We start from the raw sequence: 24,057 nt of genomic DNA on the forward strand, positions 1-24,057 counted from the left end.
ACACACGCCATGCCCCTCGGCCAGTGAACCGAGCTGATAGAATGCCCGCCCTGATCCGCCAGACATAGCTCACCATGACCCAAGCGCCCAAGCCTTCCATCCCAAACGTCGCCATCATCGGCGGCGGCCCTGCCGGCCTGATGGCGGCCGAGGTGTTGAGCCAAGCCGGGATCCAGGTCGACCTGTACGACGGCATGCCTTCGGTGGGCAGGAAATTCCTGCTGGCCGGTGTCGGTGGCATGAACATCACCCACTCGGAAGACTTCACGCCGTTCCTGTCCCGCTACGGCGAGCGCGCGCCCAATATCGCCCCGCTGCTGCGGGCATTCGGCGCCAACGAGTTATGCCAATGGATTCACGGATTGGGCATCGAGACCTTTGTCGGCAGTTCCGGGCGGGTATTTCCTACCGACATGAAAGCCGCCCCGCTGCTGCGCGCCTGGCTCAAACGCCTGCGCGATGCCGGCGTGATGATCCATACCCGCCATCGCTGGCTGGGCTGGAACCCCGACGGCAGCTTGCTAGTCGCCGCTGCGGACGGCGAAAAAACACTGCGCCCCACTGCGACATTGCTGGCGCTGGGCGGTGGCAGTTGGTCACGCCTGGGCTCCGATGGTGCCTGGATGCTGCCACTGGAACAGCGCGGTGTAGGCCTTGCGCCCTTGCAGCCGAGCAATTGCGGATTCGAAGTGCCGGCCTGGAGCGATCTGATGGTCAGCAAATTCGCCGGCGCCCCGCTGAAAAATATCGCCATCGGCCTGAATGACGATGTACCGCGCCTCGGTGAATGCGTGATCACCGCCACCGGCATCGAAGGCAGCCTGATCTATGCCCTGTCGGCGCCGATTCGCGAAGCCATCAACCAGCACGGTAGCGCGACGATCCATCTGGACCTGCTGCCGGGCCGGCCTGTGGATAAAATCCAGCAAGCCCTGAGCAAGCCACGCGGTTCACGCTCAATGGCCAAGCATCTGCACAGTCAATTGGGTATCGACGGGGTCAAGGCTGCGTTGCTGCGCGAGCAAACGCCTGCCGATTGTTTCGCCGACCCGGCGCGGCTGGCCCAGGCAATCAAGGCCTTGCCCATCACCCTGGTGAAACCCCGCCCGCTGGACGAAGCCATCAGCAGTGCCGGTGGCGTGACCTTCGAAGCCCTGGACGAACGCCTGATGCTCAAGCAGATGCCTGGCGTGTTCTGCGCCGGGGAAATGCTCGACTGGGAAGCACCGACCGGCGGCTATCTGCTCACGGCCTGCTTTGCCAGCGGCCGGGCGGCTGGGCTGGGAATGTTGGAGTGGTTACAGCGCAAGGTTTGAAAACCCAGGCGCGGCCATCGCGAGCAGGCTCGCTCCCACATTTGATTTGTGTACACCGTCAATGTGGGAGCGAGCCTGCTCGCGATGGCGGCCTGTCAAACGCTGCGGGTCATCAAGGCTTACGCTTGCGCGGCCCGGTATTGAACACCGGCACTTTACGCACTGGCTTGACCGAGGGCTCCACGGGCGAGGCGTCGCCGCTGTCGACCCACTTGCCCAGGTTGCGCTTGCCGCCACCGCCCGAGGCTTTCGGTTTCTTCGGTTTTTTCGGCTTCTTGATAACCTGGCCGCTGGCATCGGTCTCCGGCACCCGATGTTCAGGCTCGAAGTCCTGTTCCATCTGCCGTGGCAACGTCTGACGGGTCAGGGTTTCGATGGCTGACAGCAGATTCACTTCATCGGCGCAGACCAGGGAAATCGCTTCCCCGGTGGAACCCGCCCGGCCAGTACGACCGATACGGTGGATGTAATCCTCGGCGACAATCGGCAAATCGAAATTCACCACCAGCGGCAAGTCTTCGATATCCAGCCCACGAGCGGCGACGTCGGTGGCCACCAGGATCTGGATCTCACTGGCCTTGAAACGGTCCAGCGCGCGCTGGCGGGTGGCCTGGGGTTTATCGCCGTGGATGCCGTCGGCATTGACACTCATGCCCTGGAGTTTTTCCACCAGCGCATCGACACCGTTGCGGGTCTTGGCAAATACCAGCACCTGTTTCCACTTGTTCTTGCGCATCAGGTGCACAAACAACTCTGGCTTGCGCTTCTTGTCCACCGTCACCACCCATTGCTTGACGGTGTTGGCGGCCACGTTGCGCGGGCTCACTTCGATGCTCAACGGGTCGTTGAGCATTTGCCCGGCCAGCAAGCGGATCGCGTCGGAGAAGGTTGCCGAGAACAGCAGCGTCTGGCGCTTCTTCGGCAGCGCTTTGTAGATATTCGCCAGTTCCTCGGAGAAGCCCAGGTCGAGCATGCGGTCGGCTTCGTCCAGCACCAGGGTCTGCAGCTGATTGAACTTCAGCGCGTTCTGGCGGAACAGGTCGAGCAAGCGTCCCGGCGTGGCGACCAGCAGATCAACCCCTTTGCGCAGCTTCATCATCTGCGGGTTGATGCTGACACCGCCGTACACCGCATAGGTGCTCAATGGCAGGTTCTGCGCGTATTGGCGCACGCTTTCGTGGACCTGCTCGGCCAGTTCACGGGTCGGCACCAGAATCAGCGCCCGTACCGAGTTGGCGCTGACCTTCGGCCCCTCGGTGGTCAGCAACTGCAACAGCGGCACGGCGAAACCGGCGGTCTTGCCGGTGCCGGTCTGGGCCGCGGCCATCAGGTCGCGACCGGCCAACACCGCCGGCATGGCTTGGGCCTGCACCGGGGTTGGGGTCTGGTAGCCGAGCGTCTCGAGGGCGCGCAGCAAGGGTTCGATCAGGCCAAGGGTGGCGAAAGTCATGGAAGTACCGTAGGAAAATCAGCGCAAGGTGTGCAATGCGCGGCAGTTTACCCTAAATCAGGATTCGGCCGGCGCAGGCTTGGGTTTGCGCCACTGGGGCAATCCAATCAACACCACGGCACTGATGATCACCAACATCGCCAGGGCCTCTTCGATCCCGATGGTTTCACCGGCGAACACAATGCCCAGCAACACCGCCACCGCCGGGTTGACGTAGGCATAGCTGGTGGCCGCCGCCGGACGTACGTGCTTGAGCAGGTACATGTAGGCGTTGAAGGCAATGATCGAACCGAAGCAGGTCAGGTAAGCCAGCGCGATCCAGCCTTCCAGCGGCGGCATGCTGTCCAGGTGTTCGCCGCTGGCCACGCTGCCGATCAATAGCACCACACCGCCCACCAGCATTTCCACGGCACTGGCCATCGCCCCCGCCGGCAGCGGCAAGTGCTTGCTCAGCACCGAACCGAAGGCCCAGGACGCCGCCGCGAACAGCAGCAAGGTCGCGCCCAATGGGCTCGATTGCAGGTTGGAACCGAGGTTGAGCATGGCAATGCCGATCAACCCCAGCACAATCCCCGCCCACTCCAGACGGGTATTACGGGCGCCCCAGAAATATCCGCAGAGCAAGGTAAATAACGGCACCGTCGCCACGGCCAGCGCCGCCACCCCGGACGCCACACCCGTGTGTTCGGCGACACTGACCGCGCCATTGCCGAAACTGAGCAACAACACGCCGATGACAGCCCCCGCCTTCCACTGCGCCCAAGTCGGTGCCGGCGCCCCACGCCAGCGCAGGAAACCGTACATCAGCGAGCCGGCGATCACGAAGCGAATCCCGGCCAGCAGCAGCGGCGGCCAATGCTCCACACCGATGCGAATCACCAGGTAGGTCGACCCCCAGATGACGTACAAGGCAAAAAATGCAGCGATCAATGGCAAGGGGAAACGGCGTGGGCCAGGCATGGTCAGCTCGAAGTCAGGACAATGAAAGACGCTATTCTAGAAAGGCGACAGGCGGAAAATAAGTTACAAAACCTGTTTATCCGAACCGTACACTTTTAAAAACACGGAGATCAGCGTTATAAACCGTACTTTCGAAAGTCAGCCCCTTGGAAGCCCGAACCGTGGATAAATACGACCGCATGCTGCTCAGCGCCCTGTTGGAAAACGGTCGTGCGTCCTATGCCGAACTGGCCCGCAAAGTGAACCTGTCGGCCCCGGCCGTGGCCGAGCGGGTCAGCAAGCTGGAAACCAGCGGCGTGATCACTGGCTACCAGGCGAAAGTCGACATGGCGAAAATCGGCTTGCCGGTGCAGTGCGTCATCGAACTGCGCATGAACCAGCACGGCAACCAGAAGACTTACGATGAACTGTGCAGGATCCCGCAACTGACCGAATGCCACCGGGTGACGGGCGACCCGTGCGTGATCATGCAGGCGGCGGTCGGCTCGATGCCGGAACTGGAAGAGCTGATCAACCGCATCGCCAAGTTCGGTTTCAGCAAGACCTCGATCGTGCTGTCCAGCGCGATTGAAAAGCGGGTGCCGTTGGGGCAGTTGGAAGGCAACGGGAAATAATCGCGCCAACACACATCAGAACGGTGGGAGCGAGCCTGCTCGCGATGGCGGTGTATCAGTCAACTTAGTTGCCGACTGAACCGACGCTATCGCGAGCAGGCTCGCTCCCACAGTGGCTTGTTGGGGGGTGTTTTCAGAACCCGCGATGCCGCTTGAGGTGCTCGTTGATCTTCGCCGCCGGCACTTTCTGCAAACTGCACAGCAAATCGTGGGACAACTCCCGCAGCCCGTGCTGTTGCCGCAGTTGCGTCGCCAGGTGCGCGGTGAGGTTGGCGGCCATTTCGGCGTCGGCCATGGCCCGGTGAGCCTGGCCCGTGTGGGGCAGGCCGGCGAAGGTGTTGAGCGTGCCGAGCTTGTGGTTCGGCGCCGTCGGCATCAGGCGCCGGGCCAGCAGCAGTGAACAGGCAAAATTCTGCAAGCGGGTGCGTTTGATCCGGCCTAGCTCGAAATCCCAGAACTTCTGGTCGAATGCGGCGTTGTGGGCCAGCAGCGGCGTGATGCCGACGAACTCGTTGACCTCGTTCATCACCTTTTCCGCCGGCGGGGCGCTGCGCAGCATGGCGTTGCTGATGCCGGTCAGTTGCTCGATGAACGCAGGCACGCGCACACCGGCGTTCATCAGGCTCTGATAGCGATCCACAATCCGGCCCTGTTCGAGAATCACCACGGCGATTTCGGTGGCCCGGCAACTGCTGCTCGGCGTGATGCCGGTGGTTTCAAAGTCGATGACTGCGATGCGTTCCAAACCTGTCTGAACTCCGTAAAAATCAATTCTTGAGCAGCAACGCGCCTTCGATCGGCACGTAGCGGCTGGCGGCGCGAATCAGCGAGTTGGCCGTCAGCCCCGGTACGCCATAAGCCACCGCCTGGACCCCGTGTTTGCTGATGATGCGTTCGAGCAGCATGTCGAAATCGCCATCACCGGAGGCCAACACCACTTCGTCAACGTGATCAGCGGCGTCCATGATGTCCAGGGTGATGCCCACGTCCCAGTCACCCTTGGCCGAGCCGTCGCTGCGCTGGATGTAAGGCTTGAGCTTCACGACAAACCCCAGGTTGCGCAGGATCTGCTGGAATTGCTGCTGCTTGCTGTCGCCGCGATCGATCGCATACGCGTAGGCCTCGACGATCTGCCCCTGCTTGCTGACATCGGCCCACAAGGCCGCGTAGTTGAAATGGCAACCATAAGCCTGGCGCACGGTGTAGTAGAGGTTCTGGACATCGGCGAACACTGCGATTTTTTTCACCGCGTTTCCTCTTGAATGCACAAGCCGGCAGAGCGGGCCCGAAAAGTTGCCCAGTATGCCAGCCCAGAGGAATGTTCCGCGAATAATCGGTCCGAGGCACCTGGGCGCCCCGGACGAATGGCAGGTCAGACGAAGGAGTCGTCATCGCCGAAGAAGGATGAATCGTCGCTGTAGTCGGCGTCGGCGAAACCGCCCTGGTCGTTGCCATAGGCATCGTTACCAGCGACGTTTGAGTCATTGCCCCAGCCGCTGTCACTGCTTGCCGTGTCGTTGACCGGTTGGGCCGGCTCTGGCTCGATGACCTCGACGACTTCCTGAGGCTGCTGGGCACCGTGGAACAGACTGCTGATGCCCTGGGCGAGCATCACGCCCCCGGCCACACCAGCCGCGGTTTTCAGCGCGCCGCTCATGAAGCTGCCGGCCCCTGGAGCCTGCTGTTGCGCGGCGCCGTAGTTAGCGGGCGGCGCGGCGTAGTTCTGCTGGGGTGGCGCATTGAAGCCAGGCCGCGCCGGTTCGCGCCAGCCGCCACCGCTGGCGGGCGAAGCGCCTGGAGCGGACGTTGGCCGTGGGTCGCGCGAGCTGCCACCGAAAATACTCGAGAGAAAACCACCACCGCTGGGCGCTGGAGGCTGTTGCCGGACCTGTTGCAGGTCCGCTTGCAACTGCTCGACCTGCTGGGTCAGTTGCCTGTTCTGCTCGTCGAGGCTTTTGAGCGCCGTCTCTTGCACCAGAATCGCCTGGGTCATGAAATAGCCCGCCGCGGGCTGGCGGGTCATATGTTCCTTGATCCGCGCCTCGGCCTGGACATCGCGCGGGGCTGCATCCTTTTCGGCCTGTTGCAGCCGTGAAAACAGTCCATCGATCAGGGTTTGTTCTTCGCTGTTCATGGCGACCTCATCAGATTGCCGGGTAGAAAAACCATGCCGGCCCTACAGGACCGGTGCCAGCCAGTAATGGGGCTGGGCACAGAGGTTTCAATGGTCTTTACCTGATGTTTACGTTTGCTTGTGCAGGCGCCTGATCGGTTAAAGTGTCGGACCGCTTTTTGACCTGCGATACCGACTCATGAATCCGTTTGACGTGCTGCGCGACTCTTTGTATTTCTTCAAACGCCATCTTGGCCGGATCGCCCAGCTGTGCCTGCCGCTGGTGATCCTCGAGGCCGTGCTGCAACAAGGCGTGGACAGCGCCGTGGGCCCCGAAGGTTTTTCCGGCTACAGCCTGATCGTCGGGCTGCTGATATACCCGCTCTACACCGCCGCGCTGATTCTGTTTCTCGACGCTCGCAGTCGCGGTGAATCGCCCCGTCCCCGTGACCTTCTCGCGACGGCCCTGACCCTGTGGCCACGCTTTGCCCTGCTGACCGCACTCAATACGTTGCTGATTCTGGTGGGCATTTCGTTGTACTTCCTGCCGGGCCTTTGGCTGATGGTGGTCCTGGCCTTTGGCGAATACCTGCTGGTGCTGCGCGGCCTGACTCCGCTGGCAGCAATGAAGGAAAGCCTGCGCCTGAGCCGCGGCAGTTTCTGGCGCATCCTGTTGTGCATTCTTTGCGTGATGGTCCCGCTCTGGCTGCTCAAGGGCGCCAGCCTGTCGGTGTACCCGCCGCCCCAGAACCCGTTGATCACCTTGCTGATCGACAGCGTTCACAGTTTCCTGCAGCTGTTCACCACCGTGGTGCTGTTCCGGATGTTCATGCTGGTCGCGGCAAAACCTGACAGCCGTTGACGACTGCTGCGCAGGTTACGGGCTTGGGCTCGGCAACTGCTCTCGGTTATGCTCGGGATCACTTTTGCGTATTGCCCATTTAAGTCGAGCCATGACCCGTCTATTGCGCTACACCTTGCTGGGCCTGTTGTTGATTCTCGGCCTGGCCGCCCTGTCGATCTATAGCCTGACCTGGCGCCCACAATCCCGGGAAGCACTGCCGGTCAGTTGCCCCGCCAACACCGCAACGCTCGTGCCTGGCCAGGCCTTGAAGGTGATGACCTGGAACGTCCAGTTCCTGGCCGGCAAGCGCTACGTGTTCTGGCACGACCTGGCCCAGGGTGACGATGAAAGCCCGACCCTCGAAGACATGGCCTTCAGCCTCGACGAAGTGGCAAGGGTCATTCGCGACGAGCAACCGGACGTCGTGTTGCTCCAGGAACTGGACGACGGCGCCAAGGCGAGCGACTACCAGAACCAGCTCAAGTTGTTGCAGGAACGATTGACCGACCTGTATCCGTGCAGCACCAGCGCCTTTGACTGGAAAGCCGATTTCATCCCCGACCCGCATATCTTCGGCAGCGTCGGCCGGCAGTTGGCGACGTTGAGCCGTTACCGCATCGATCAAGCGGAACGGGTGCAGTTGCCAGTGGCCGGGGCCAATTTCATCAGCCGTCAGTTCCAGCCGAAAAACGCTTTGTTGGTCAGTCACCTGCCGCTGAGCAGTGGTGGCCACCTGGTCGTGCTCAACACCCACCTGGAACGGGCCACGCAGCCGGATGAAACCCTGCCGAACCAGGTCAAGGCCGTGAGCAAGGTACTGGACAAACTTGAATCGCGAGGCAAACCCTGGCTGATCGGTGGCGACTTCAATCTGCTACCCCTGGGCCAATACCGGCGCCTGCCAGCCGCGCAGCGCACGCCCTACTCCGCCGACAGCCCTCTGCACCTGCTGTGGGACAAATACCCGATGATCCCCACCAACAACGAAGCTAGCGGCATCGATCGCAGCCACTGGCTGACCCACTACCCGAACGACCCCGGCCTCAACGGCCCTGACCGCACTGTCGACTACCTGTTCTACAGCCCTCGGATCAAGCGGGTCGAGGCTCGGGTGCGGCAAGACGATACCTTGCGTATCTCCGATCATTTGCCGGTGATTGCCCGATTCCTGTTGCCGGCCACGCCGTGATGCCAAGCCACATTCGCCGTCAGACGAGTGTGGCGCTGGTCCGCGTAACCCACGCTTGATCAGGGTCGAGTACCTGTCTCGGCTTCCTGAACCGTCCAGGGTTTGACTTGTTCGCTCAGCGTCAGTCCCAAACCGGGGCGAGTGGGCACCAGCATCCGACCGTCGCGGGTTTCCAGGCGCTCGTTGAACAGCGGCTCAAGCCATTCGAAATGCTCGACCCAGGGCTCGGTCGGATAAGCGGCTGCCAGGTGAACGTGCAGTTCCATGGCGAAATGGGGAGCCAGCATCAGGCCCGCCTGCTCGGCCATTGATGCGACCTTCAGGTAAGGGGTGATGCCGCCTACTCGTGGCGCGTCGGGCATCAGGAAATCAGCGCCGCGCTGTTTGATGAACTCGGCGTGTTCAGCAACGCTGGTGAGCATTTCACCCGTGGCAATCGGTGTATCGAACTGCTGCGCCAACGCGGCATGGCCTTCAGCGTCATAGCAGTCCAGCGGCTCTTCAATCCAGATCAGGTTGTACGCTTCAAACTGCCGACACATGCGCTGGGCCGTCGGGCGATCCCATTGCTGGTTGGCATCCACCATCAACGGGAAGTTGTCACCCAAGTGCTTGCGCACCGCACTGACCCGTTCAATGTCGATGGCGCAATCCGGTTGCCCGACCTTCAACTTGATGCCGCCAATTCCCTTTTCTCGCGAGAGGTCGGTGTTCTTCATCAACTGATCAAGCGGGGTGTGAAGGAAGCCACCGGAAGTGTTGTAGCAACGCACCGAGTCACGTTGAGCACCGAGCAAGCGCGCCAGCGACAGGTTGGCGCGCTTGGCCTTCAGATCCCACAACGCCACGTCGAACGCCCCGATGGCCTGGGTCGACATACCGCTGCGGCCCACCGACGCGCCAGCCCAACACAGCTTGGTCCAGAGTTTGGCAATGTCACTGGGGTTTTCCCCGATCAGCGCCGGGGCGATTTCCTTGGCATGAGCGAATTGTCCCGGCCCGCCGGCACGCTTGGAGTAACTGAAACCCAGGCCCTGATGCCCATCGACGGTCTCGATTTCGGCAAACAGGATGGCGATTTCAGTCATCGGCTTTTGCCGTCCGGTAAGGACCTTGGCATCACTGATGGGATTGGCCAGCGGCAGGATGACCGAAGCGACACGAACCCAGGCGATTCGGTCGTCATCGGAGGACTTGAGCGATTGTTGTACGAGCATGGGGCTCTCCTTGGACAGGCTCTGAAGGCGACGATGATTGCGCAATCATCAAGAGACATAAAAAAGACCTTCGTCGATGCTTCAGAAGGTCTCTTGTCTCGATACTACACTGATTGCGCAATCATTCAATCCCGTAAATCCCCGGAAAATCCACTGCCAGGCTCAGGTACTGGCGCGGTCGATGAACGTGAAGCCGGTGTCAATTCGCACGGGTTTGAGATGGGCGCCGGGATTGTCGAATCGTTCAAGCAGTGCTTCAGCCACTTGCAGGCCAATCCTGCCGCCGTCGACGCTGACGGTCGACAGCGCCGGGTAAACCTGCGCCGCGCTGCTGAGATCCCCGAAGCCCATGACGGCCAGCTCAGCGGGCACCTTCAAGCCAAGGCTGGCGGCTTGCGCCAACACACCTTGAGCCACGGTATCGGAGCTGCACACCACGATGTCGGGGCGCACCGGCAGATCCAGCAGCCGCCGCAGCCCCTCGCGCCCCACCTCCAGCGTGGCGGGGGGCGCCAGGACTTCCATGGGCACCTCTTCAATGCCCTGGCGCTGCAGCTCGGCGATAAGACTGTTGCAGCGACGCAGGCCACGCGGGTCGCTGATGGTCACCACGGAAAAGCGCTGGTAACCCTTTTCAAGCAAATGTCGCGCGGTCTCTTGCCCGACTTTTTCATGGGAGAAGCCAACCAGCATGTCCAAAGGGTCTTCACTCAGATCCCAGGCCTCGACCACGGGAATTCCCGCCTGGGCGAGGCGCAAGCGGCTTGATTCGGTATGAAGCGTACCGGTCAATACGATGCCGTCCGGACGACGACCGAGTACGGCTTCAAGCAGTTTCTCTTCCTGCTCCGCGCTGTAGCCGGTCAGACCGAGCAGGGTTTGATAGCCCGCTTGGGTCAGGCGGTCCATCAGCGATTGCACGGTGTCTGCAAAAATGGAGTTAGCGATGGTTGGAAGGAAAATCGCCACCAGGCGACTTTTGTTGCTCGCCAGACTACCCGCCAGCATGTTCGGCACATAGCCCGATTGGCGCACCGCTTCGCGGACCTTCTCCCGCGTGTTCTCGCTCACCAGTTCCGGGCGATGCAAAGCCCTGGAAACGGTCATTGGCGAGACGCCTGCAATCTTTGCCACATCGATCAACGTCAGGCTCGAACCCCTGGTGGCCAAGGTCATCGGTGCCTGGGAGGTGGGCGCTGCTGGTTTCTTTGCCATGAACTGTTCCGAATCTGAAGCCAAGTAACCGGGACTGCGTATAAAGCAGTTGATGGGTCAGTGAATCTACCATTTGCGCCCCCGTGCTGGCGGGCCAAACCGGCGGTTTATCACTTGCGGGGTTTGATCCGGGCCGTGGCTTCGGCCACCAGCGGATCGTCCGGCCAGTAATGCTTGGGATAACGTCCCTTGAGGTCTTTCTTTACTTCGGCATAGGTGCTGCGCCAGAAATTCGCCAGATCCTGGGTCACCTGCACCGGTCGCCGCGCCGGTGACAACAGGTGCAGTTTGACGACCTGTCGGCCGCCGGCAATGCGAGGGGTGTCGGCCAGGCCGAACAGTTCCTGCAAGCGTACCGCGAGAATTGGCGGGTGTTCGCTGTAGTCCAGGCGAATCGACGAGCCCGAGGGCACGCTCAGATGATGGGGTGCCCATTCATCCAGCCGCTGCGGCAAGGGCCAGGGCAGCAGGTTGTGGACGATACTCGACAGGTCCAGGTTGGCGAAATGGCTGAGGCGTGACACGCGTCCCAGGTACGGCATCAACCATTGCTCAAGCGTGTTCAGTAGCGCCCCGTCGCTGACATCTGGCCAATCACTCTCGCTCTTGGCCTCCAGATCGAGCCGGCGCAACAGTGCCACCCGCGCCTGCCATTGCCGCAGCTCCGGCGTCCAGGGCAGCAACTCCAGTCCCTTGCGCCGTACCAGGTTCACCAGCGCCTGGCTGCGCGCCGACTCATCCAGCCCGGTCAGTGGCTCACGGCTGAGCACCAGTTCGCCGACCTTGCGCTGGCGCTCGGCCCGCAGCACGCCCTCACGCTCGTCCCAATCCAGTTGATCCACCGTGCGCACCTGTTCGGCCAGCACCGAATCAAACAGCGCCGGATCGAAGTCCGTCGCCAGGTAGATCCGTTCTTCCCGCTGCCCCTGACGGCTGCCCAGGTCGGCGATCACCAGCCACGGCTGTTTCATCAGGCTGTCCGCTTCGGCAAACAACGCTGCACGGCCGTTGGCCAGGCGATACTCCGCCCCGCCGGGCCGCCGCTGTTGAGCGACGCGATCCGGGTAGGCCAACGCCAGTAAAGCGCCCAGCCAGCGCGGATGTTCGGGGTCGGCGACGGCGTCTTCGGCCTTGCCCCGCAGGTAACCGCGATATTGCCGGGCCAGTTGCCGCGCCCGCTGTACCCCGCCCTGGGCGCCACGGGCCGCCCGCTCTTCACCGGACAGCAACGCCAGGCGCGTGTGCAGGTCCGCCCCGGCGCCGCGCAGAATGTCTCGCTCACCCAACAGCGCCGCGACGTTGCACGCCATGTCCGCCAGCCCCAGCGACTGCCCCCGCAGCAGCAAATGCGCGATGCGCGGGTGAGCCGGCAGTTCGGCCATGGCTTGGCCATGACGGGTCAGTTGCTCGCCGTCCAGCGCGCCCAGGCGTTGCAGCAGCTCCTGCGCCTGGGCATAAGCGGCGGTGGGCGGGATGTCGAGCCAGACCAATTGCTGCGGCGTCACGCCCCAACGCCCCAATTGCAGAGCCAGCCCGGCCAGGTCCGCCGAAAGAATCTCTGCGCTGCCATAAGCGGCCAGTTGTTCGTGCTGGTCTTCGGACCACAACCGATAGCACACCCCCGGCTCCAGACGCCCGGCCCGCCCGGCCCGCTGAGTGGCGCTAGCCCGGGAAATCCGCTGGGTGTCGAGGCGAGTCATACCGCTGCCCGGATCGAAACGCGGCACCCGCGCCAATCCGGCATCGATCACCACCCGCACGCCATTGATGGTCAGGCTGGTTTCGGCGATGTTGGTGGCCAGCACCACTTTGCGCTGGCCGGGCGGCGCCGGGTCGATGGCCGCGCGTTGGGCGGCGAGGTCCAGCTCGCCATGCAACGGACAGAGCAGCACATTGCCGCCTTCACCCAAGGCATCGGCCAGTTGCTGATGAACCCGGCGGATCTCCGCTTGCCCAGGCAAGAACACCAGCACGCTGCCGGTTTCATCGTGCAGGGCTTCGAGCACGGTCTGCACCAGGCGCGGCTCGATGAACTCGCCGGGCTGGAACGGCCGGCCCCAGCGCACCGTCACCGGGAACATGCGCCCCTCACTGCGCAGGATCGGCGCGTCGTCCAACAACCCGGCCAGGCGCTCGCCTTCCAGAGTCGCGGACATCAGCAGGATTTTCAGCGGCTGGTCGTCGCGAAACAGCTCGCGGCCATTGAGACTCAAGGCCAGGGCCAGGTCGGCGTCGAGACTGCGTTCGTGGAATTCATCAAAAATCAGCAGCCCCACACCCTCCAGCGCCGGGTCGTCCTGCAAGCGGCGGGTGAGGATGCCTTCGGTGACCACTTCAATGCGGGTCTTGGGGCCCACCTTGCTGTCGAGACGAATTCGGTAGCCGACGGTTTCACCGACCTTTTCCCCCAGCTCGCTGGCCAGTCGCTCGGCCGCCGCCCGTGCCGCCAGGCGCCGGGGCTCAAGCATCAGAATCGTCTGCCCGGCCAGCCAGGACTCATTCAACAGGGCCAAGGGGACGCGGGTGGTTTTACCAGCGCCGGGCGGCGCTTCGAGCACGGCTTCGTGACGCGACGCCAAGGCTTGACGCAGGGCAGGTAAAACTTCATCAATCGGCAAAGAAATCATGCTGGCTCCAAAACAGAGGGCCGAGTATAACGGCGAACTGTTTAGCGTGGTCTGGACTCCAACCAGCAACGCCTTTACCTGCTCAGGAGATTGCTATGCGTATTCCCTTTCGCGTGATCGGCGGCGTTCTGGTCGCCTCCCTGCTGACCCAGATCAGCGCCTGCGGCTCGATCTTCTACCCCGACCGTCGCGGCCAGATCGACGGCAAGATCGACCCGGCGATTGCCGCGCTGGACGCCGTCGGCCTGCTGTTCTACATCATCCCCGGCCTGATCGCGTTCGCCGTGGACTTCGCCACCGGGGCGATTTATTTCGAGCCCGGCAGAAGCGTCCAGATCGAGCCAGAAAAACTCAAGCCGGCGATCAACGCCGACGGCAGCGTCAACAACCAAAAGCTGCAAGCGATTTTGGAGAGCGAACTGGGCCGCAGTTTCCCCCTGGACGACCCACGTTTGATCCAAAGCAAGGGCAACGCCCAGCAACTGGCCGCCCTCGGGCTTAAACCGGCCGCGTGATGGGCGCTATTGAAGGAACGACCGCGCCATGACCACCAGCACCGAACATGCCCGTCTGCTGCGTCTGGCCACCCGTGCTTCGGTGGCCGTGGCGCTTATTCTGGTCATTGCCAAGGCACTGGCCTGGTGGCTGAGCGGCTCGGTGAGCATGCTCGCCGGCCTGACCGACTCGGCGCTGGACGGCGTCACGTCGCTGCTCAACCTGCTGGCGGTGCATTACGCATTGCGCCCCGCCGACGAGGACCATCGTTACGGCCACGGCAAAGCCGAGTCCCTGGCCGGCATGGCCCAGGCATTGTTCATCGGCGGCAGTGCGGTGTTGATTGCGCTACAGGCGTTTGAGCGTCTGAAAAACCCGGTCCCGGTGGAAGCGGCCTGGCTCAGTGTCGGCGTGATCGTATTCTCCCTGGGGCTGACCCTGGCCTTGTTGGCGCTGCAACATCGGGTCGTCCGCGCCACCGGCTCCAACGCCGTGCGCGCTGACTCGCTGCACTATCGCTCGGATCTGTTGCTCAACGGCAGCATCCTGGTCGCCCTGGTGCTGGCCGGGTTGGGCTGGCATCAACTGGATGCCTGGTTCGGCCTGGGCATCGCCGTCTACATCCTGTGGAGCGCGATCCAGATCGCCCGGGAAAGCTTCGCGGTATTGATGGATGAGGAACTGCCGCCCGACGTCAGCCAGCGCATGCTGGAACTGGCCTGCGCGGTGCCCGGGGTACTGGGTGCCCACGATCTGCGCACGCGGATCTCAGGTAACCATTGGTTCGTGCAACTGCATCTGGAACTGCCGGGAGAACTGACCCTGTCCGTAGCCCACGGCATCAGCGACCAGGCCGCCGATGCCATACACCGCGCCTATCCGAAGGCGGAAGTGTTGGTGCATGCCGATCCGTCGGAAGTGGTGAAGCGCACCAGCGCCTGACGCCGAACACAGAACCCCGTGGCGAGGGAGCTTGCTCCCGCTGGCCTGCGCAGCAAGCCCAAGATTTTACGGTCGCTGCGCAACCGAGCGGGAGCAAGCTCCCTCGCCACAGGGGAGTGTTTTTCTTTCGAGTGATCAGTACGTCACCTGATACCCACGACTGCTCAAGCAACTCCCTTGGGCCTGACGATAGATCTGTACCACTTGCGGCGCGGGCGGGTAGGTGTAGTTGCGCGGATCGAAACCGCTCTGCTGCACCGCCCAGCGATAGCATTCGTAGCCATCCTGATTGACCTGCTCGGGAGACTGGCCGTTGGCTGGATAAGCCACCACATCGTAGCTGTTGCCTTGGGGCTGGGGCTGCGGGTTGCTCACCGGCGCGTCAACGACGACGTAGTCCCGGGTGTTGGCTTCGTAGATGTAATAGGCACCGGCGGCGAGGAAAAACAGCGAACCGCCGATCCAGACTTCCCGGGCATAATCGGGCAGATAACGGGTACGGATTCCGCGCGGCGGCTCAATCACGATATAGCGCGGCCCTTGGGGGCGATACCAGTAACCGCCCGAATAAAAATAGTCATGGCCACGGTAAGGCACGCGGTAGTGACGATCCGGAAAACGATCGATTACATACCCAGGACGATATTGCGGCCCCGGCCCCCAGCCGTTGCCATGACCGTCCGGCCGACCGGACCAGTGCTGATCAGGGCGAGGGTCATGGCTGGGGCGTGGCCCACCGCTCGGATAACCATCACTGCGGCGCGGAATATCGCGGTAGTAACCCGGCCTCGGCTCCTGAGTCTGGGTCACGCTGTCGGGGCGGCCCTGGATCGGCAGGCTGTTACCCGGTGGCTGCGGCGGACGACCATTGGGGTCTTGCGGCGGGCGGTTGTAGGGCTGGCCGCCTTGAGCGTGAGGCTGGACCTCAAACTGGCGGCTGTTGTCGCCGCGAATGATCTCGTTGCTCTGTGGCCGGGGTTGGCCTGAATAACCCTGGCCATTGCCACCTCGCCCGTCCGGGCCGCCACGATTTTGCTGATCGTCGGCCACTCCCTGCGCACTGACACTTGCCCACAACAGACCAACACCTGCCAAACGCCAGATGCGCGACTTCATGAAATTCCTCACAACGGTTCAGGGCCTGATGAATGAGACTGGAAAAGCCTAGGCCGGTTCTGCGACAGATTATCAGTCGCCGCCATTATTTCGCAGGCATAAAAAAGGGAGGCCCGTCGGCCTCCCCTTGAGAACTTCGTCCGTGCGCGACGCTTTTGACGTCGGCTCACCTCACGCCGTCTTCTGGACAGTGTGCAGCTCGGGGGTCTGCCAGACACCGGTGGGTGCTGCGACCGCGGCCGGCCGGATTAGGCGGGCCGCACTGGACTGTTTGTCCGAGCAGTGATCTTGGTGATAAGAATAGGCTCGGAGCACCGACGAATGATTGCGAAGATTGCGTAAATAAACATCACTTGCGCAATTTTTTACCTGCGATAGATAATATCCAGCAATTATCCAGACAAAGGCCCGACCAATGAGCAAACTCGACCGTTACGACCTGAGCATTCTGGCGGAATTGCAGCGCGACGCGCGCATCTCCAATCAGGAGCTGGCCGAACGCATCGGCCTGTCGCCGTCCCCCTGCTCGCGGCGGGTCAAGCAATTGGAAGACGACGGCTACATTACCCGTCAGGTCGCCCTGCTCGACCGCAAAATGCTCGGCCTGAGCCTGACGGCCTACGTGCTCATCGGCATGGACCGCCACACCCCTGAACGTTTCGAGAACTTCGAAGCCGCCATCCGCAATTTGCCCCAGGTGTTGGAATGCAGCCTGGTGACCGGCATGGATGCGGATTACCAGCTCAAGGTCGTGGTGCCGGACATGGACCATTATCAGAAACTGCTGCTGGGGCACCTGACCCGGATTGACGGGGTCACCAGTGTGCGGTCCAGCTTCGTGTTGAACCAGGTGCTCAACAGCACCGAACTGCCGCTGACTCATCTGCGCGGCTGACGACAAACGAGCGCCGCTTCACAGCCGCTCACCGACGTACGCGCGCATCGGCCAGCCCCCGAACCCAAACCACACTCGCCTTGAAGCCACGAATCAGCCTTTGAATTCCCGCGAGGCGTATTCGGCGAGCTTGCCCTGGATGAAGTCCAGAAAGCACTGGATCCTCAGGGCCAGTTGGGAGTTGCGGTAATACACCGCGTTGATCGGTTGGCGATATCCGCTGTTGGCATCGGCCAGCAGCACCTTGAGCTGGCCGGCACGGATGTCTTCACGGGTCATGAAGTCCGACAGGCACGCTATGCCCTGCCCTTGCAGCGCCAAGTGACGCACGGTTTCGCCACTGGACGCGCTGATGGCAGGCTGGATCGGCCAACGATCACCGTGCTCGTGACGCAGCGGCCACTGATTGAGGCCCTCATTCTGGGCAAACCCCAACAGTGCATGCCGGGCCAGTTCGGCGACAGTGGCAGGTGTACCGTGCTGCTTCAGATAGGCCGGGCTGGCCAGGATATGCAGCGGACTGCACCCCAGGGATCGGGCATGTAGCGTCGAGTCGCTGAGGGTGCCGATGCGGATCGCTATGTCGGTACTTTGCTCGAGCAAATCGATGATCAGGTCGTTGCTGTTGAGTTCGAGCTGGATATCCGGGTAGAGCCCGCGGAACTCTTCGATATGCGGCACGATAGCGTGCAACATGAAAGGCGAAGCCGCATTGATCCGCAACCGCCCCGCCGGGTTTTTCTGGCGAGACGACAGGCGCTCCTCCAGCTCATCCATCTGGTCGAGAATGCCCTTGGCCTGCTCGAAGAAATACTTGCCCTCTTCGGTCAGGTCCATGCGCCGCGTGGTGCGGTTGATCAGCGTGGTATCGAGCTTGGCTTCCAGGCGCGACAAGGTACGACTGACCGCAGACGGCGTCTGCCCGACCTGCTCGGCGGCGGCGGATATCGACCCGCACTCGATCACGCAGACGAAAATCTGCAATTCGTCGGATCTGGCTTTCACGTATCCCCCTGTCGACTGCGCTCTCTTGTGGCGAGGGAATCTATCCCCGCCGGGCCGCAAAGCGGACCCGAGCCCCAGGATAGTATCGGGATACGGGACAAAAGAAAGGTCACGCCTTCAGGCCGAACACCTCAATCAAGTGCTGCTCATAACGCGCCACATCGGCCTCGATATTCGGGCGTTTCATCACGTCCACAGACAGGAAGGTTGGCAATCCGCTCATGCCCAGGAACTGGTTGGCCTTGTGGAACGGAAAGTACACAGCGTCCACACCCTTGGCTTCAAAGAAGTCGGTCGGGTCATCGAAGGCTTGCTGCGGGGCGTTCCAGGTCAGCGACAACATGTATTGCTTGCCCTGCAACAAACCACCGCTGCCGTATTTCTGCGAAGCATCGGAGCGGGTGCGGCCGTCGCTGGCATAGAGGCTGCCATGGCCTTCGGTGAAGACCTCATCGACGTATTTCTTGACGGTCCACGGCGCGCCCATCCACCAGCCTGGCATCTGGTAAATGATCACGTCGGCCCAGAGGAATTTGGCAACTTCTTCCTTGATGTCGTAACCACCGTCGATGAACGTGGTTTTCACATCGAACCCGCCACGGTCCAACACGCTGACCGCCGCATCATGGAGGGTGGCGTTATAGCGACCGTCGGAGTGAGCGAATTGTTTACCACCGTTGAGCAGCAGGACTTTTTTCATGGAGAGCCTCATCGGATTCCAGGGGACACGGTTGAACGGTCACCCAATGGAAAGATTGAAAATGATGGCGGCAGAGTACCGATGAGCTTGCGGCGGAGTAAGCACTGCAACGGCAAAACTGATTTGACCTATACGCACGAATAGGTAGCCAATTCTTGCCGTAGCATTCGCATACTTTTATTCAGGAGCCTCTCCGATGAGCGAATTGCACGGTTTCATCCTGCACGCCAAGACCCGTCCGGAAAAAGCCGAAGCCTTCGAAACGCTGTTTCGTGCCTACGTGGAACCGAGCCGTGCCGAACCCGGTTGCATCGAATATCACATGCTGCGAGACCGGCAAGACCCGACCCTGTTTATCTTCTATGAGATCTGGCAATCCCAGGCTCATCTGGACGTGCATTCGAACCTGCCGCACATGAAGCAGTTTTTTGAGCAGCGCATGGAATACCTGGAGCGCGATTTCGAGATCCGCCGCGTCGACATGCTCAGCCCGTCCTCGGCTAGCCGCTGATCAGCAAATGGCCGCCGAGCACAGCGAGGCCAATGAAAAACACCCGCCTGAACAGCACGGCGCTGATGCGCTGACGCAGCCATTGCCCCAGCCACATCCCCAACAGCGCTGGCGCCAGGGCCAGCACCGAAGCACTTAATTCGCCACCGCCCAAGGCGCCGCGCCACAGCAGGCCGGCCGCCAGGGCCAGTGTCGAAACCGTGAATGACAACCCCAACGCCTGCACCAGTTCGTCCTTGCTCAAGCCCAACGCTTGCAGGTACGGCACCGCCGGGATGACGAACACACCTGTCGCACAAGTGATGAGGCCAGTGAGCAGACCGCAGAACGGTGCGAGCCACGGCTCAACACTGGAAGCGACCCGCAATGTCGGCAGCAACAACCCGCTCAGCGCGTACAGCAATAACGCGCCACCCAATGCTCGCACCGCCCAAGGTCCCCCCACCGTATCGAACCACAACGTGCCCAGAGCGGTGCCGATGCAAATCGCCAGCAACAGTGGCCACAAGCGCCTGATCAGGGTTTGCAGATGACCACCAAAGGTCAGTTGCCAGATATTGGTCAGCGTGGCCGGGATGACGAGCAACGCCGCAGCCTGTGTCGGAGCCATAGCCAGGCCGAGCAGGCCCATGGAAATGGTCGGCAGGCCGAGGCCGATCACACCCTTGATGGTGCCGGCCAGCAGGAAAGTGCCTATGACCAGCAAAGAAAGGGCAGGGCCGAGATTTTGATAGAAAGCCATGAGTGTGTTCATGGGGCTATCGTGGGCCCTGGCGGTCGGGTTTTAAATCTGCCATATACTGAGATAGCCTCTGGCCGAGCAAGAGGCTGAAGAATTTGCTGAGGCTGTAGACGCCATCGCGAGCAGGCTCGCTCCCACCTTGGATCCTGCATTGTTCTCGTGGGAGCGAGCCTGCTCGCGATGACAATGTTCCAGACACCCCAGAACCCGGCACAGGATCACATCCCCCATGCACTTCGACCTCACCGACCTGCGCCTCTACCTGCACATCCTCGACACCGGCAACATCACTGCCGGCGCTGCCCGCAGCCATCTCTCCCTGGCAGCGGCCAGTGCCCGGGTCCGGGCCATGGAGGCCTCCCTGGGGATTGAATTGCTCGAACGCGGGCGGCGCGGTGTAACACCCACATCGGCCGGCCAGGCACTGGCGCAACATGCCCGGGTGTTGCTGCAACATGCCGAACACCTGCAACAGGACCTCGGCGAATACGCCCGCGGCGTCAAAGGCCGGGTGCGGTTGTTGTGCAACACCAGCGCCATGACCGAATACCTGCCGGAATTGCTGGCCGAGTTTCTCAAGGCCCATTCCAACCTCGACATCGATCTGCAGGAATTGCCCAGTTCACGGATCACCCATGCGCTGCGTCAGGGTGCGGCGGACCTGGGTATCATCTCCGACGCGGTGGACATCGCCGGCCTTGAAACCCGGCCCTTCCGCGATGATCCGCTGGTATTGATCCTGCCCTCGGAACATCCCCTGGCTGACGGTCGTCCGCTGAACTTCAATGAGACCCTCGGCCATGATTATGTAGGCCTGAACGCGTCCAGTGCGCTGGCGATCTACCTCGAAGAACAGGCGCTGCACAGCGGACGACGCATGCACATTCGCATTCGCGCCGACGGTTTTGATGGCGTGATTCGCATGGTCGCTCATGGTGCGGGCATTGCCATCGTGCCAAAGGCCGCGATCGCGCGGCGCCCGCCCGAACCTTCCTGGCAATGGGTCTCGCTGCAAGAGGCCTGGGCTCAACGCTCACTGCGGCTGTGCGCCCGCCGCTTCGACAACTTGCCCGCCTACGCCAAAGCCCTTGCCACGCACCTGACCGCTCGCTGATGCGCGCTTCTGGATAGGCCGGTGTCGAGCACAGGCATCTGCCCGATCATGTCGCGCGTTAGGGTGCCTGCTCTCTTCTGTCCCTTTCGGAGTTCACATGACCGCCCCCATCACCGTCCTGCGCGATACCCATCCGCTGCCCGTACTCGATGCCTGCAAATGGGAAAAACTCGAAGGCGATCCGCACACCGTCAACCTCAACGTCTACACCAGCGAAGACGGCAGCAAGATCATGGGCACCTGGATCTGTACACCGGGCAAGTGGCGCGTCGACTATGTGAAGTGGGAGTACTGCCATTTCCAGGAAGGCTACTGCATCATCACCCCCGATGGCATGGAGCCGATCCATCTGCGGGCCGGTGACATCTTCGTCATCGAGCCTGGCATGAAAGGCACGTGGGAAGTGGTCGAGACCGTGCGTAAATACTTCGTCTTCGCCTGAAACAAAAAACCGAGAGACCACCCGACATGGTCTCTCGGAAAACAGCTTTCCAAATTGCACAGGCTCTGTGGCGTCGGTGCCCCAGCTCTTATTGCGGCTTGCGATAGCTGTTAACAATCGCCGAAAAATCCTTGCCGCCCTCGCCCCGCTGACTCATCGCCTGGTACAACTGCTGCGCAACCGCGCCTAGCACCACCGGCTGATGAACCTGCCGCGCCGCTTCGGTAGCCAGGCCCAGGTCCTTGAGCATCAGCTCGGCACCAAAGCCCCCGGTGTAGCCACGGGACGCCGGTGCTGTTTCGATCACGCCAGGCCACGGGTTGTAGGTGTCTGAACTCCAGCAACGGCCTGTTGAGCTGTTGATGATCCCGGCCAGTACCTGCGTATCGATCCCCAGGGCATCGCCCAGGGCCATGGCTTCGCTGACGCCTACCATGGAAATCCCCAACAGCAGGTTGTTGCAGATCTTGGCGATCTGCCCGGTGCCGACGTCGCCGCAATGCACGATATTACGGCCCATCTGCGCCAGCACCGGTTGCAGGGTGGCGAACAATTCAGCGGTGGCACCCACCATGAAGGTCAACGTGCCGGCCGCTGCGCCACCGGTGCCGCCGGAGACTGGCGCGTCGGCCATTGCTACGCCTTGTTTGGCGGCTGCGGCGGCAACATCGCGAGCGGTCTGCGGGTCGATGGTGCTGCAATCCACCGCGGGCGTACCGGCGGCGATGCCGGCCAGTACACCGTCGTCACCCAGCCAGACACTGCGTACATGAGCAGCAGCCGGCAACATGGTGATCACCAGGGCCACGCCCTGGGCCGCATCGCGAGGTGAGGCGCTGATGGTGCCGCCCAATGTGGCCAGTTCAGCCAGCACCGTCTGGTTCAGGTCGAACAGGTTCAGCGAGTGGCCGGCCTTGAGCAGATTGCGCGCCATGGGGGCGCCCATGTTGCCCAGACCGATAAATGCGATCTTCATGTCCGGCTCCTTAACGCAGATTGATGGTGGTGTTCACACCGTCATTGACGCTGTCATCATCGAACCAGCGTGCGGTAACGGTCTTGGTCTGAGTGTAGAACTGCACCACTTGTTTGCCGTATGGACCCAGGTCGCCAAGCTTCGAACCACGGGAGCCGGTGAAGCTGAAAAACGGCACAGGTACCGGAATCGGGATGTTGATCCCCACCTGACCGACGTCGATTTCGCTCTGGAATTTACGCGCCGCCGCCCCGCTTTGCGTGAACAGGCCGGTGCCGTTGCCAAACGGGTTGGCATTGACCAGGGCGATTGCCTGATCAAGGGTGTCGACTTCCAGCACCACCAACACCGGGCCGAAGATTTCTTCGGTGTAAATACGCATCCTGGTAGTCACGCCGGAAAACAGGGTCGGGCCGACGAAGTTGCCTTGCTCGAAACCCGGCACGCTGATGTCACGGCCATCAAGTTCCAGCTTGGCCCCTTCCTGTACGCCACTCTCGATCAATTCAAGAATCCGCGCCTTGGCCCGCTTGGAAATGACCGGGCCGACATCCGTGCCCGGCTCACTGCCGGCGTTGACCTTGAGCTTCTGCGCCAGAGCCTTGAGCTCGGGCAGCCATTGTTTGGCCGCGCCCACCATGACCACCACCGAAGTGGCCATGCAACGCTGGCCCGCCGCCCCGAAACCGGCGCCGACCAAAGCATTGAGGGTCTGTTCGCGATTGGCATCAGGCAACACCACCGCATGGTTCTTGGCGCCCATCATCGATTGCACGCGCTTGCCATGCCGACCCGCCAGGTCATACACGTGAGTGCCGACCGCCGTTGAGCCGACAAAGGAAACCGCCTTGATGTCCTTGTGGGTGCAGAGGGCATCCACCACATCCTTGCCGCCATGCACCACGTTGAGCACGCCCGCCGGCACGCCAGCCTCGATGGCCAGCTCCACCAGCAGCATGGTCGACAGCGGGTCCTGCTCCGACGGTTTGAGCACGAAGGTGTTACCGCAGGCGATGGCCATCGGGAACATCCACAGCGGAATCATCGCCGGGAAATTGAACGGGGTAATGCCCGCGCACACACCAATCGGTTGACGCAACGTGTAGGTATCGACGCCGCCGGCAACGTTCTCGGCAAACTCGCCCATTTGCAGGGTGCCGATGGAACAGGCGTGTTCGACCACTTCCAGGCCACGGAAAATATCGCCCTCGGCATCAGCGATAGTCTTGCCCTGCTCGGCGCTCAGTACGGCGGCGATGCGTTTGGAGTGCTCGCGAATCAGCGCCTGGAGCTTGAGCATGATGCGCATCCGCGCACCGATGGGGGTCAGCTTCCAGGTCTGGAAAGCACGCTGGGCGGCGGCAATGGCGGCATCGACTTCCGACGCCGTGGCGAACGGGACTTTCGCCAGTACCTGCTGGGTGGCCGGGTTGACGATGTCGTGCCATTCGCTGGACTGGGATTCAACCCACTCGCCGTCGATCAACAATTTTACGGTTTGCAGGGCAGTGTCGCTGGGCGTAAGGGAAACGTTCATGCTGGCCTCCGGGACTTGTTCTTATAGAGAGCGCTGG

The 24,057-nt window shown here is 61.9% G+C and carries 24 protein-coding genes; 10 read left to right on the forward strand and 14 right to left on the reverse strand.

Annotated features, from left to right (window positions below; translation table 11 throughout):
* The first annotated feature begins 74 nt into the window (after positions 1 to 74).
* Positions 75 to 1,316 carry a TIGR03862 family flavoprotein gene (locus HQ912_RS24910; RefSeq protein WP_173407410.1) on the forward strand — a complete coding sequence of 414 codons (1,242 nt, stop codon included), beginning with the start codon at positions 75 to 77 and terminating at the stop codon, positions 1,314 to 1,316.
* Positions 1,317 to 1,428: 112 nt separating this feature from the next.
* Here HQ912_RS24910 and HQ912_RS24915 read toward each other — a convergent pair whose 3' ends face one another.
* Both HQ912_RS24915 and yedA read right to left on the reverse strand, forming a co-directional pair.
* The gene (locus HQ912_RS24915; RefSeq protein ID WP_047229546.1) at positions 1,429 to 2,766 is read right to left on the reverse strand and encodes a DEAD/DEAH box helicase; all 1,338 of its coding nucleotides are present in this window, start codon (positions 2,764 to 2,766) and stop codon (positions 1,429 to 1,431) included.
* A gap of 57 nt (positions 2,767 to 2,823) precedes the next feature.
* Positions 2,824 to 3,726, reverse strand: coding sequence for a drug/metabolite exporter YedA (gene yedA / locus HQ912_RS24920; protein WP_076386438.1), 903 nt, complete (start codon positions 3,724 to 3,726; stop codon positions 2,824 to 2,826).
* A 161-nt stretch (positions 3,727 to 3,887) separates the two neighbouring features.
* On the opposite strand from yedA, the gene HQ912_RS24925 reads away from it, so the two are divergent.
* Complete coding sequence (locus HQ912_RS24925; protein ID WP_047229544.1) at positions 3,888 to 4,340, forward strand: Lrp/AsnC family transcriptional regulator; 453 nt, start codon at positions 3,888 to 3,890, stop codon at positions 4,338 to 4,340.
* A 133-nt stretch (positions 4,341 to 4,473) separates the two neighbouring features.
* Here the strand turns inward: HQ912_RS24925 and HQ912_RS24930 are convergent, their stop codons facing one another.
* The 3 genes from HQ912_RS24930 to HQ912_RS24940 all read right to left on the reverse strand — a co-directional run bounded on the left by HQ912_RS24930 (position 4,474) and on the right by HQ912_RS24940 (position 6,474).
* Positions 4,474 to 5,085 (reverse strand): PolC-type DNA polymerase III, encoded by a 612-nt coding sequence (locus HQ912_RS24930; protein ID WP_047229543.1) that lies wholly within the window; start codon positions 5,083 to 5,085, stop codon positions 4,474 to 4,476.
* 22 nt (positions 5,086 to 5,107) lie between these two features.
* Positions 5,108 to 5,587: an NYN domain-containing protein gene (locus tag HQ912_RS24935; protein WP_003185707.1), complete on the reverse strand. Its 480-nt coding sequence runs from the start codon at positions 5,585 to 5,587 to the stop codon at positions 5,108 to 5,110.
* A gap of 125 nt (positions 5,588 to 5,712) precedes the next feature.
* Entirely contained in the window at positions 5,713 to 6,474 is a 762-nt protein-coding gene (locus HQ912_RS24940; RefSeq protein ID WP_047229542.1) for a DUF2076 domain-containing protein, read from the reverse strand.
* A gap of 178 nt (positions 6,475 to 6,652) precedes the next feature.
* Between HQ912_RS24940 and HQ912_RS24945 the strand changes: the two genes are divergently transcribed.
* Positions 6,653 to 7,315, forward strand: a complete 663-nt coding sequence (locus HQ912_RS24945) for a hypothetical protein (protein WP_173407411.1) — start codon at positions 6,653 to 6,655, stop codon at positions 7,313 to 7,315.
* A gap of 91 nt (positions 7,316 to 7,406) precedes the next feature.
* Positions 7,407 to 8,486: an endonuclease/exonuclease/phosphatase family protein gene (locus tag HQ912_RS24950; protein ID WP_047229540.1), complete on the forward strand. Its 1,080-nt coding sequence runs from the start codon at positions 7,407 to 7,409 to the stop codon at positions 8,484 to 8,486.
* Positions 8,487 to 8,545: 59 nt separating this feature from the next.
* On the opposite strand, the gene HQ912_RS24955 is transcribed toward HQ912_RS24950, so the two are convergent.
* The 3 genes from HQ912_RS24955 to hrpB form a co-directional block, all read right to left on the reverse strand.
* Complete coding sequence (locus HQ912_RS24955; protein ID WP_173407412.1) at positions 8,546 to 9,703, reverse strand: L-talarate/galactarate dehydratase; 1,158 nt, start codon at positions 9,701 to 9,703, stop codon at positions 8,546 to 8,548.
* Between the two features lie 162 nt (positions 9,704 to 9,865).
* Positions 9,866 to 10,918, reverse strand: coding sequence for a LacI family DNA-binding transcriptional regulator (locus HQ912_RS24960; RefSeq protein ID WP_047229538.1), 1,053 nt, complete (start codon positions 10,916 to 10,918; stop codon positions 9,866 to 9,868).
* Between the two features lie 110 nt (positions 10,919 to 11,028).
* A complete protein-coding gene (gene hrpB / locus HQ912_RS24965) occupies positions 11,029 to 13,545 on the reverse strand; it encodes an ATP-dependent helicase HrpB (RefSeq protein ID WP_076386450.1) in 2,517 nt (838 codons plus the stop codon).
* 95 nt (positions 13,546 to 13,640) lie between these two features.
* On the opposite strand from hrpB, the gene HQ912_RS24970 reads away from it, so the two are divergent.
* A complete protein-coding gene (locus HQ912_RS24970; protein WP_047229536.1) occupies positions 13,641 to 14,060 on the forward strand; it encodes a hypothetical protein in 420 nt (139 codons plus the stop codon).
* A 28-nt stretch (positions 14,061 to 14,088) separates the two neighbouring features.
* Positions 14,089 to 14,982 (forward strand): cation diffusion facilitator family transporter, encoded by an 894-nt coding sequence (locus HQ912_RS24975; protein ID WP_047229535.1) that lies wholly within the window; start codon positions 14,089 to 14,091, stop codon positions 14,980 to 14,982.
* A gap of 135 nt (positions 14,983 to 15,117) precedes the next feature.
* Here HQ912_RS24975 and HQ912_RS24980 read toward each other — a convergent pair whose 3' ends face one another.
* Positions 15,118 to 16,098 (reverse strand): DUF6515 family protein, encoded by a 981-nt coding sequence (locus HQ912_RS24980; RefSeq protein WP_173407413.1) that lies wholly within the window; start codon positions 16,096 to 16,098, stop codon positions 15,118 to 15,120.
* Between the two features lie 415 nt (positions 16,099 to 16,513).
* Here HQ912_RS24980 and HQ912_RS24985 point away from each other — a divergent pair, with 415 nt between their 5' ends.
* Positions 16,514 to 16,993: an Lrp/AsnC family transcriptional regulator gene (locus HQ912_RS24985; RefSeq protein WP_047229533.1), complete on the forward strand. Its 480-nt coding sequence runs from the start codon at positions 16,514 to 16,516 to the stop codon at positions 16,991 to 16,993.
* A 93-nt stretch (positions 16,994 to 17,086) separates the two neighbouring features.
* Here HQ912_RS24985 and HQ912_RS24990 read toward each other — a convergent pair whose 3' ends face one another.
* Positions 17,087 to 17,998 (reverse strand): LysR family transcriptional regulator, encoded by a 912-nt coding sequence (locus tag HQ912_RS24990; RefSeq protein WP_076386452.1) that lies wholly within the window; start codon positions 17,996 to 17,998, stop codon positions 17,087 to 17,089.
* Between the two features lie 109 nt (positions 17,999 to 18,107).
* Entirely contained in the window at positions 18,108 to 18,698 is a 591-nt protein-coding gene (locus HQ912_RS24995; RefSeq protein ID WP_047229531.1) for an NAD(P)H-dependent oxidoreductase, read from the reverse strand.
* Between the two features lie 196 nt (positions 18,699 to 18,894).
* Between HQ912_RS24995 and HQ912_RS25000 the strand changes: the two genes are divergently transcribed.
* On the forward strand, positions 18,895 to 19,209 hold the full coding sequence (locus tag HQ912_RS25000) for a putative quinol monooxygenase (RefSeq protein ID WP_047229530.1): 315 nt from the start codon (positions 18,895 to 18,897) through the stop codon (positions 19,207 to 19,209).
* Here the strand turns inward: HQ912_RS25000 and HQ912_RS25005 are convergent.
* Complete coding sequence (locus tag HQ912_RS25005) at positions 19,199 to 19,963, reverse strand: sulfite exporter TauE/SafE family protein (protein WP_076386454.1); 765 nt, start codon at positions 19,961 to 19,963, stop codon at positions 19,199 to 19,201. The genes HQ912_RS25000 and HQ912_RS25005 overlap by 11 nt on opposite strands.
* Positions 19,964 to 20,180: 217 nt before the next feature.
* Between HQ912_RS25005 and HQ912_RS25010 the strand changes: the two genes are divergently transcribed.
* Entirely contained in the window at positions 20,181 to 21,065 is an 885-nt protein-coding gene (locus tag HQ912_RS25010; RefSeq protein ID WP_173407414.1) for a LysR substrate-binding domain-containing protein, read from the forward strand.
* A gap of 97 nt (positions 21,066 to 21,162) precedes the next feature.
* Positions 21,163 to 21,507, forward strand: a complete 345-nt coding sequence (locus HQ912_RS25015) for a cupin domain-containing protein (protein ID WP_173407415.1) — start codon at positions 21,163 to 21,165, stop codon at positions 21,505 to 21,507.
* An 88-nt stretch (positions 21,508 to 21,595) separates the two neighbouring features.
* Here the strand turns inward: HQ912_RS25015 and mmsB are convergent, their stop codons facing one another.
* The gene (gene mmsB, locus HQ912_RS25020) at positions 21,596 to 22,483 is read right to left on the reverse strand and encodes a 3-hydroxyisobutyrate dehydrogenase (protein WP_047229526.1); all 888 of its coding nucleotides are present in this window, start codon (positions 22,481 to 22,483) and stop codon (positions 21,596 to 21,598) included.
* Between the two features lie 10 nt (positions 22,484 to 22,493).
* Positions 22,494 to 24,020, reverse strand: coding sequence for a CoA-acylating methylmalonate-semialdehyde dehydrogenase (locus tag HQ912_RS25025; RefSeq protein ID WP_047229525.1), 1,527 nt, complete (start codon positions 24,018 to 24,020; stop codon positions 22,494 to 22,496).
* Positions 24,021 to 24,057: the final 37 nt, after the last annotated feature.

The organism is Pseudomonas sp. MPDS, assembly GCF_013283895.1.
GTDB classification, from domain to species: domain Bacteria; phylum Pseudomonadota; class Gammaproteobacteria; order Pseudomonadales; family Pseudomonadaceae; genus Aquipseudomonas; species Aquipseudomonas rhizophila.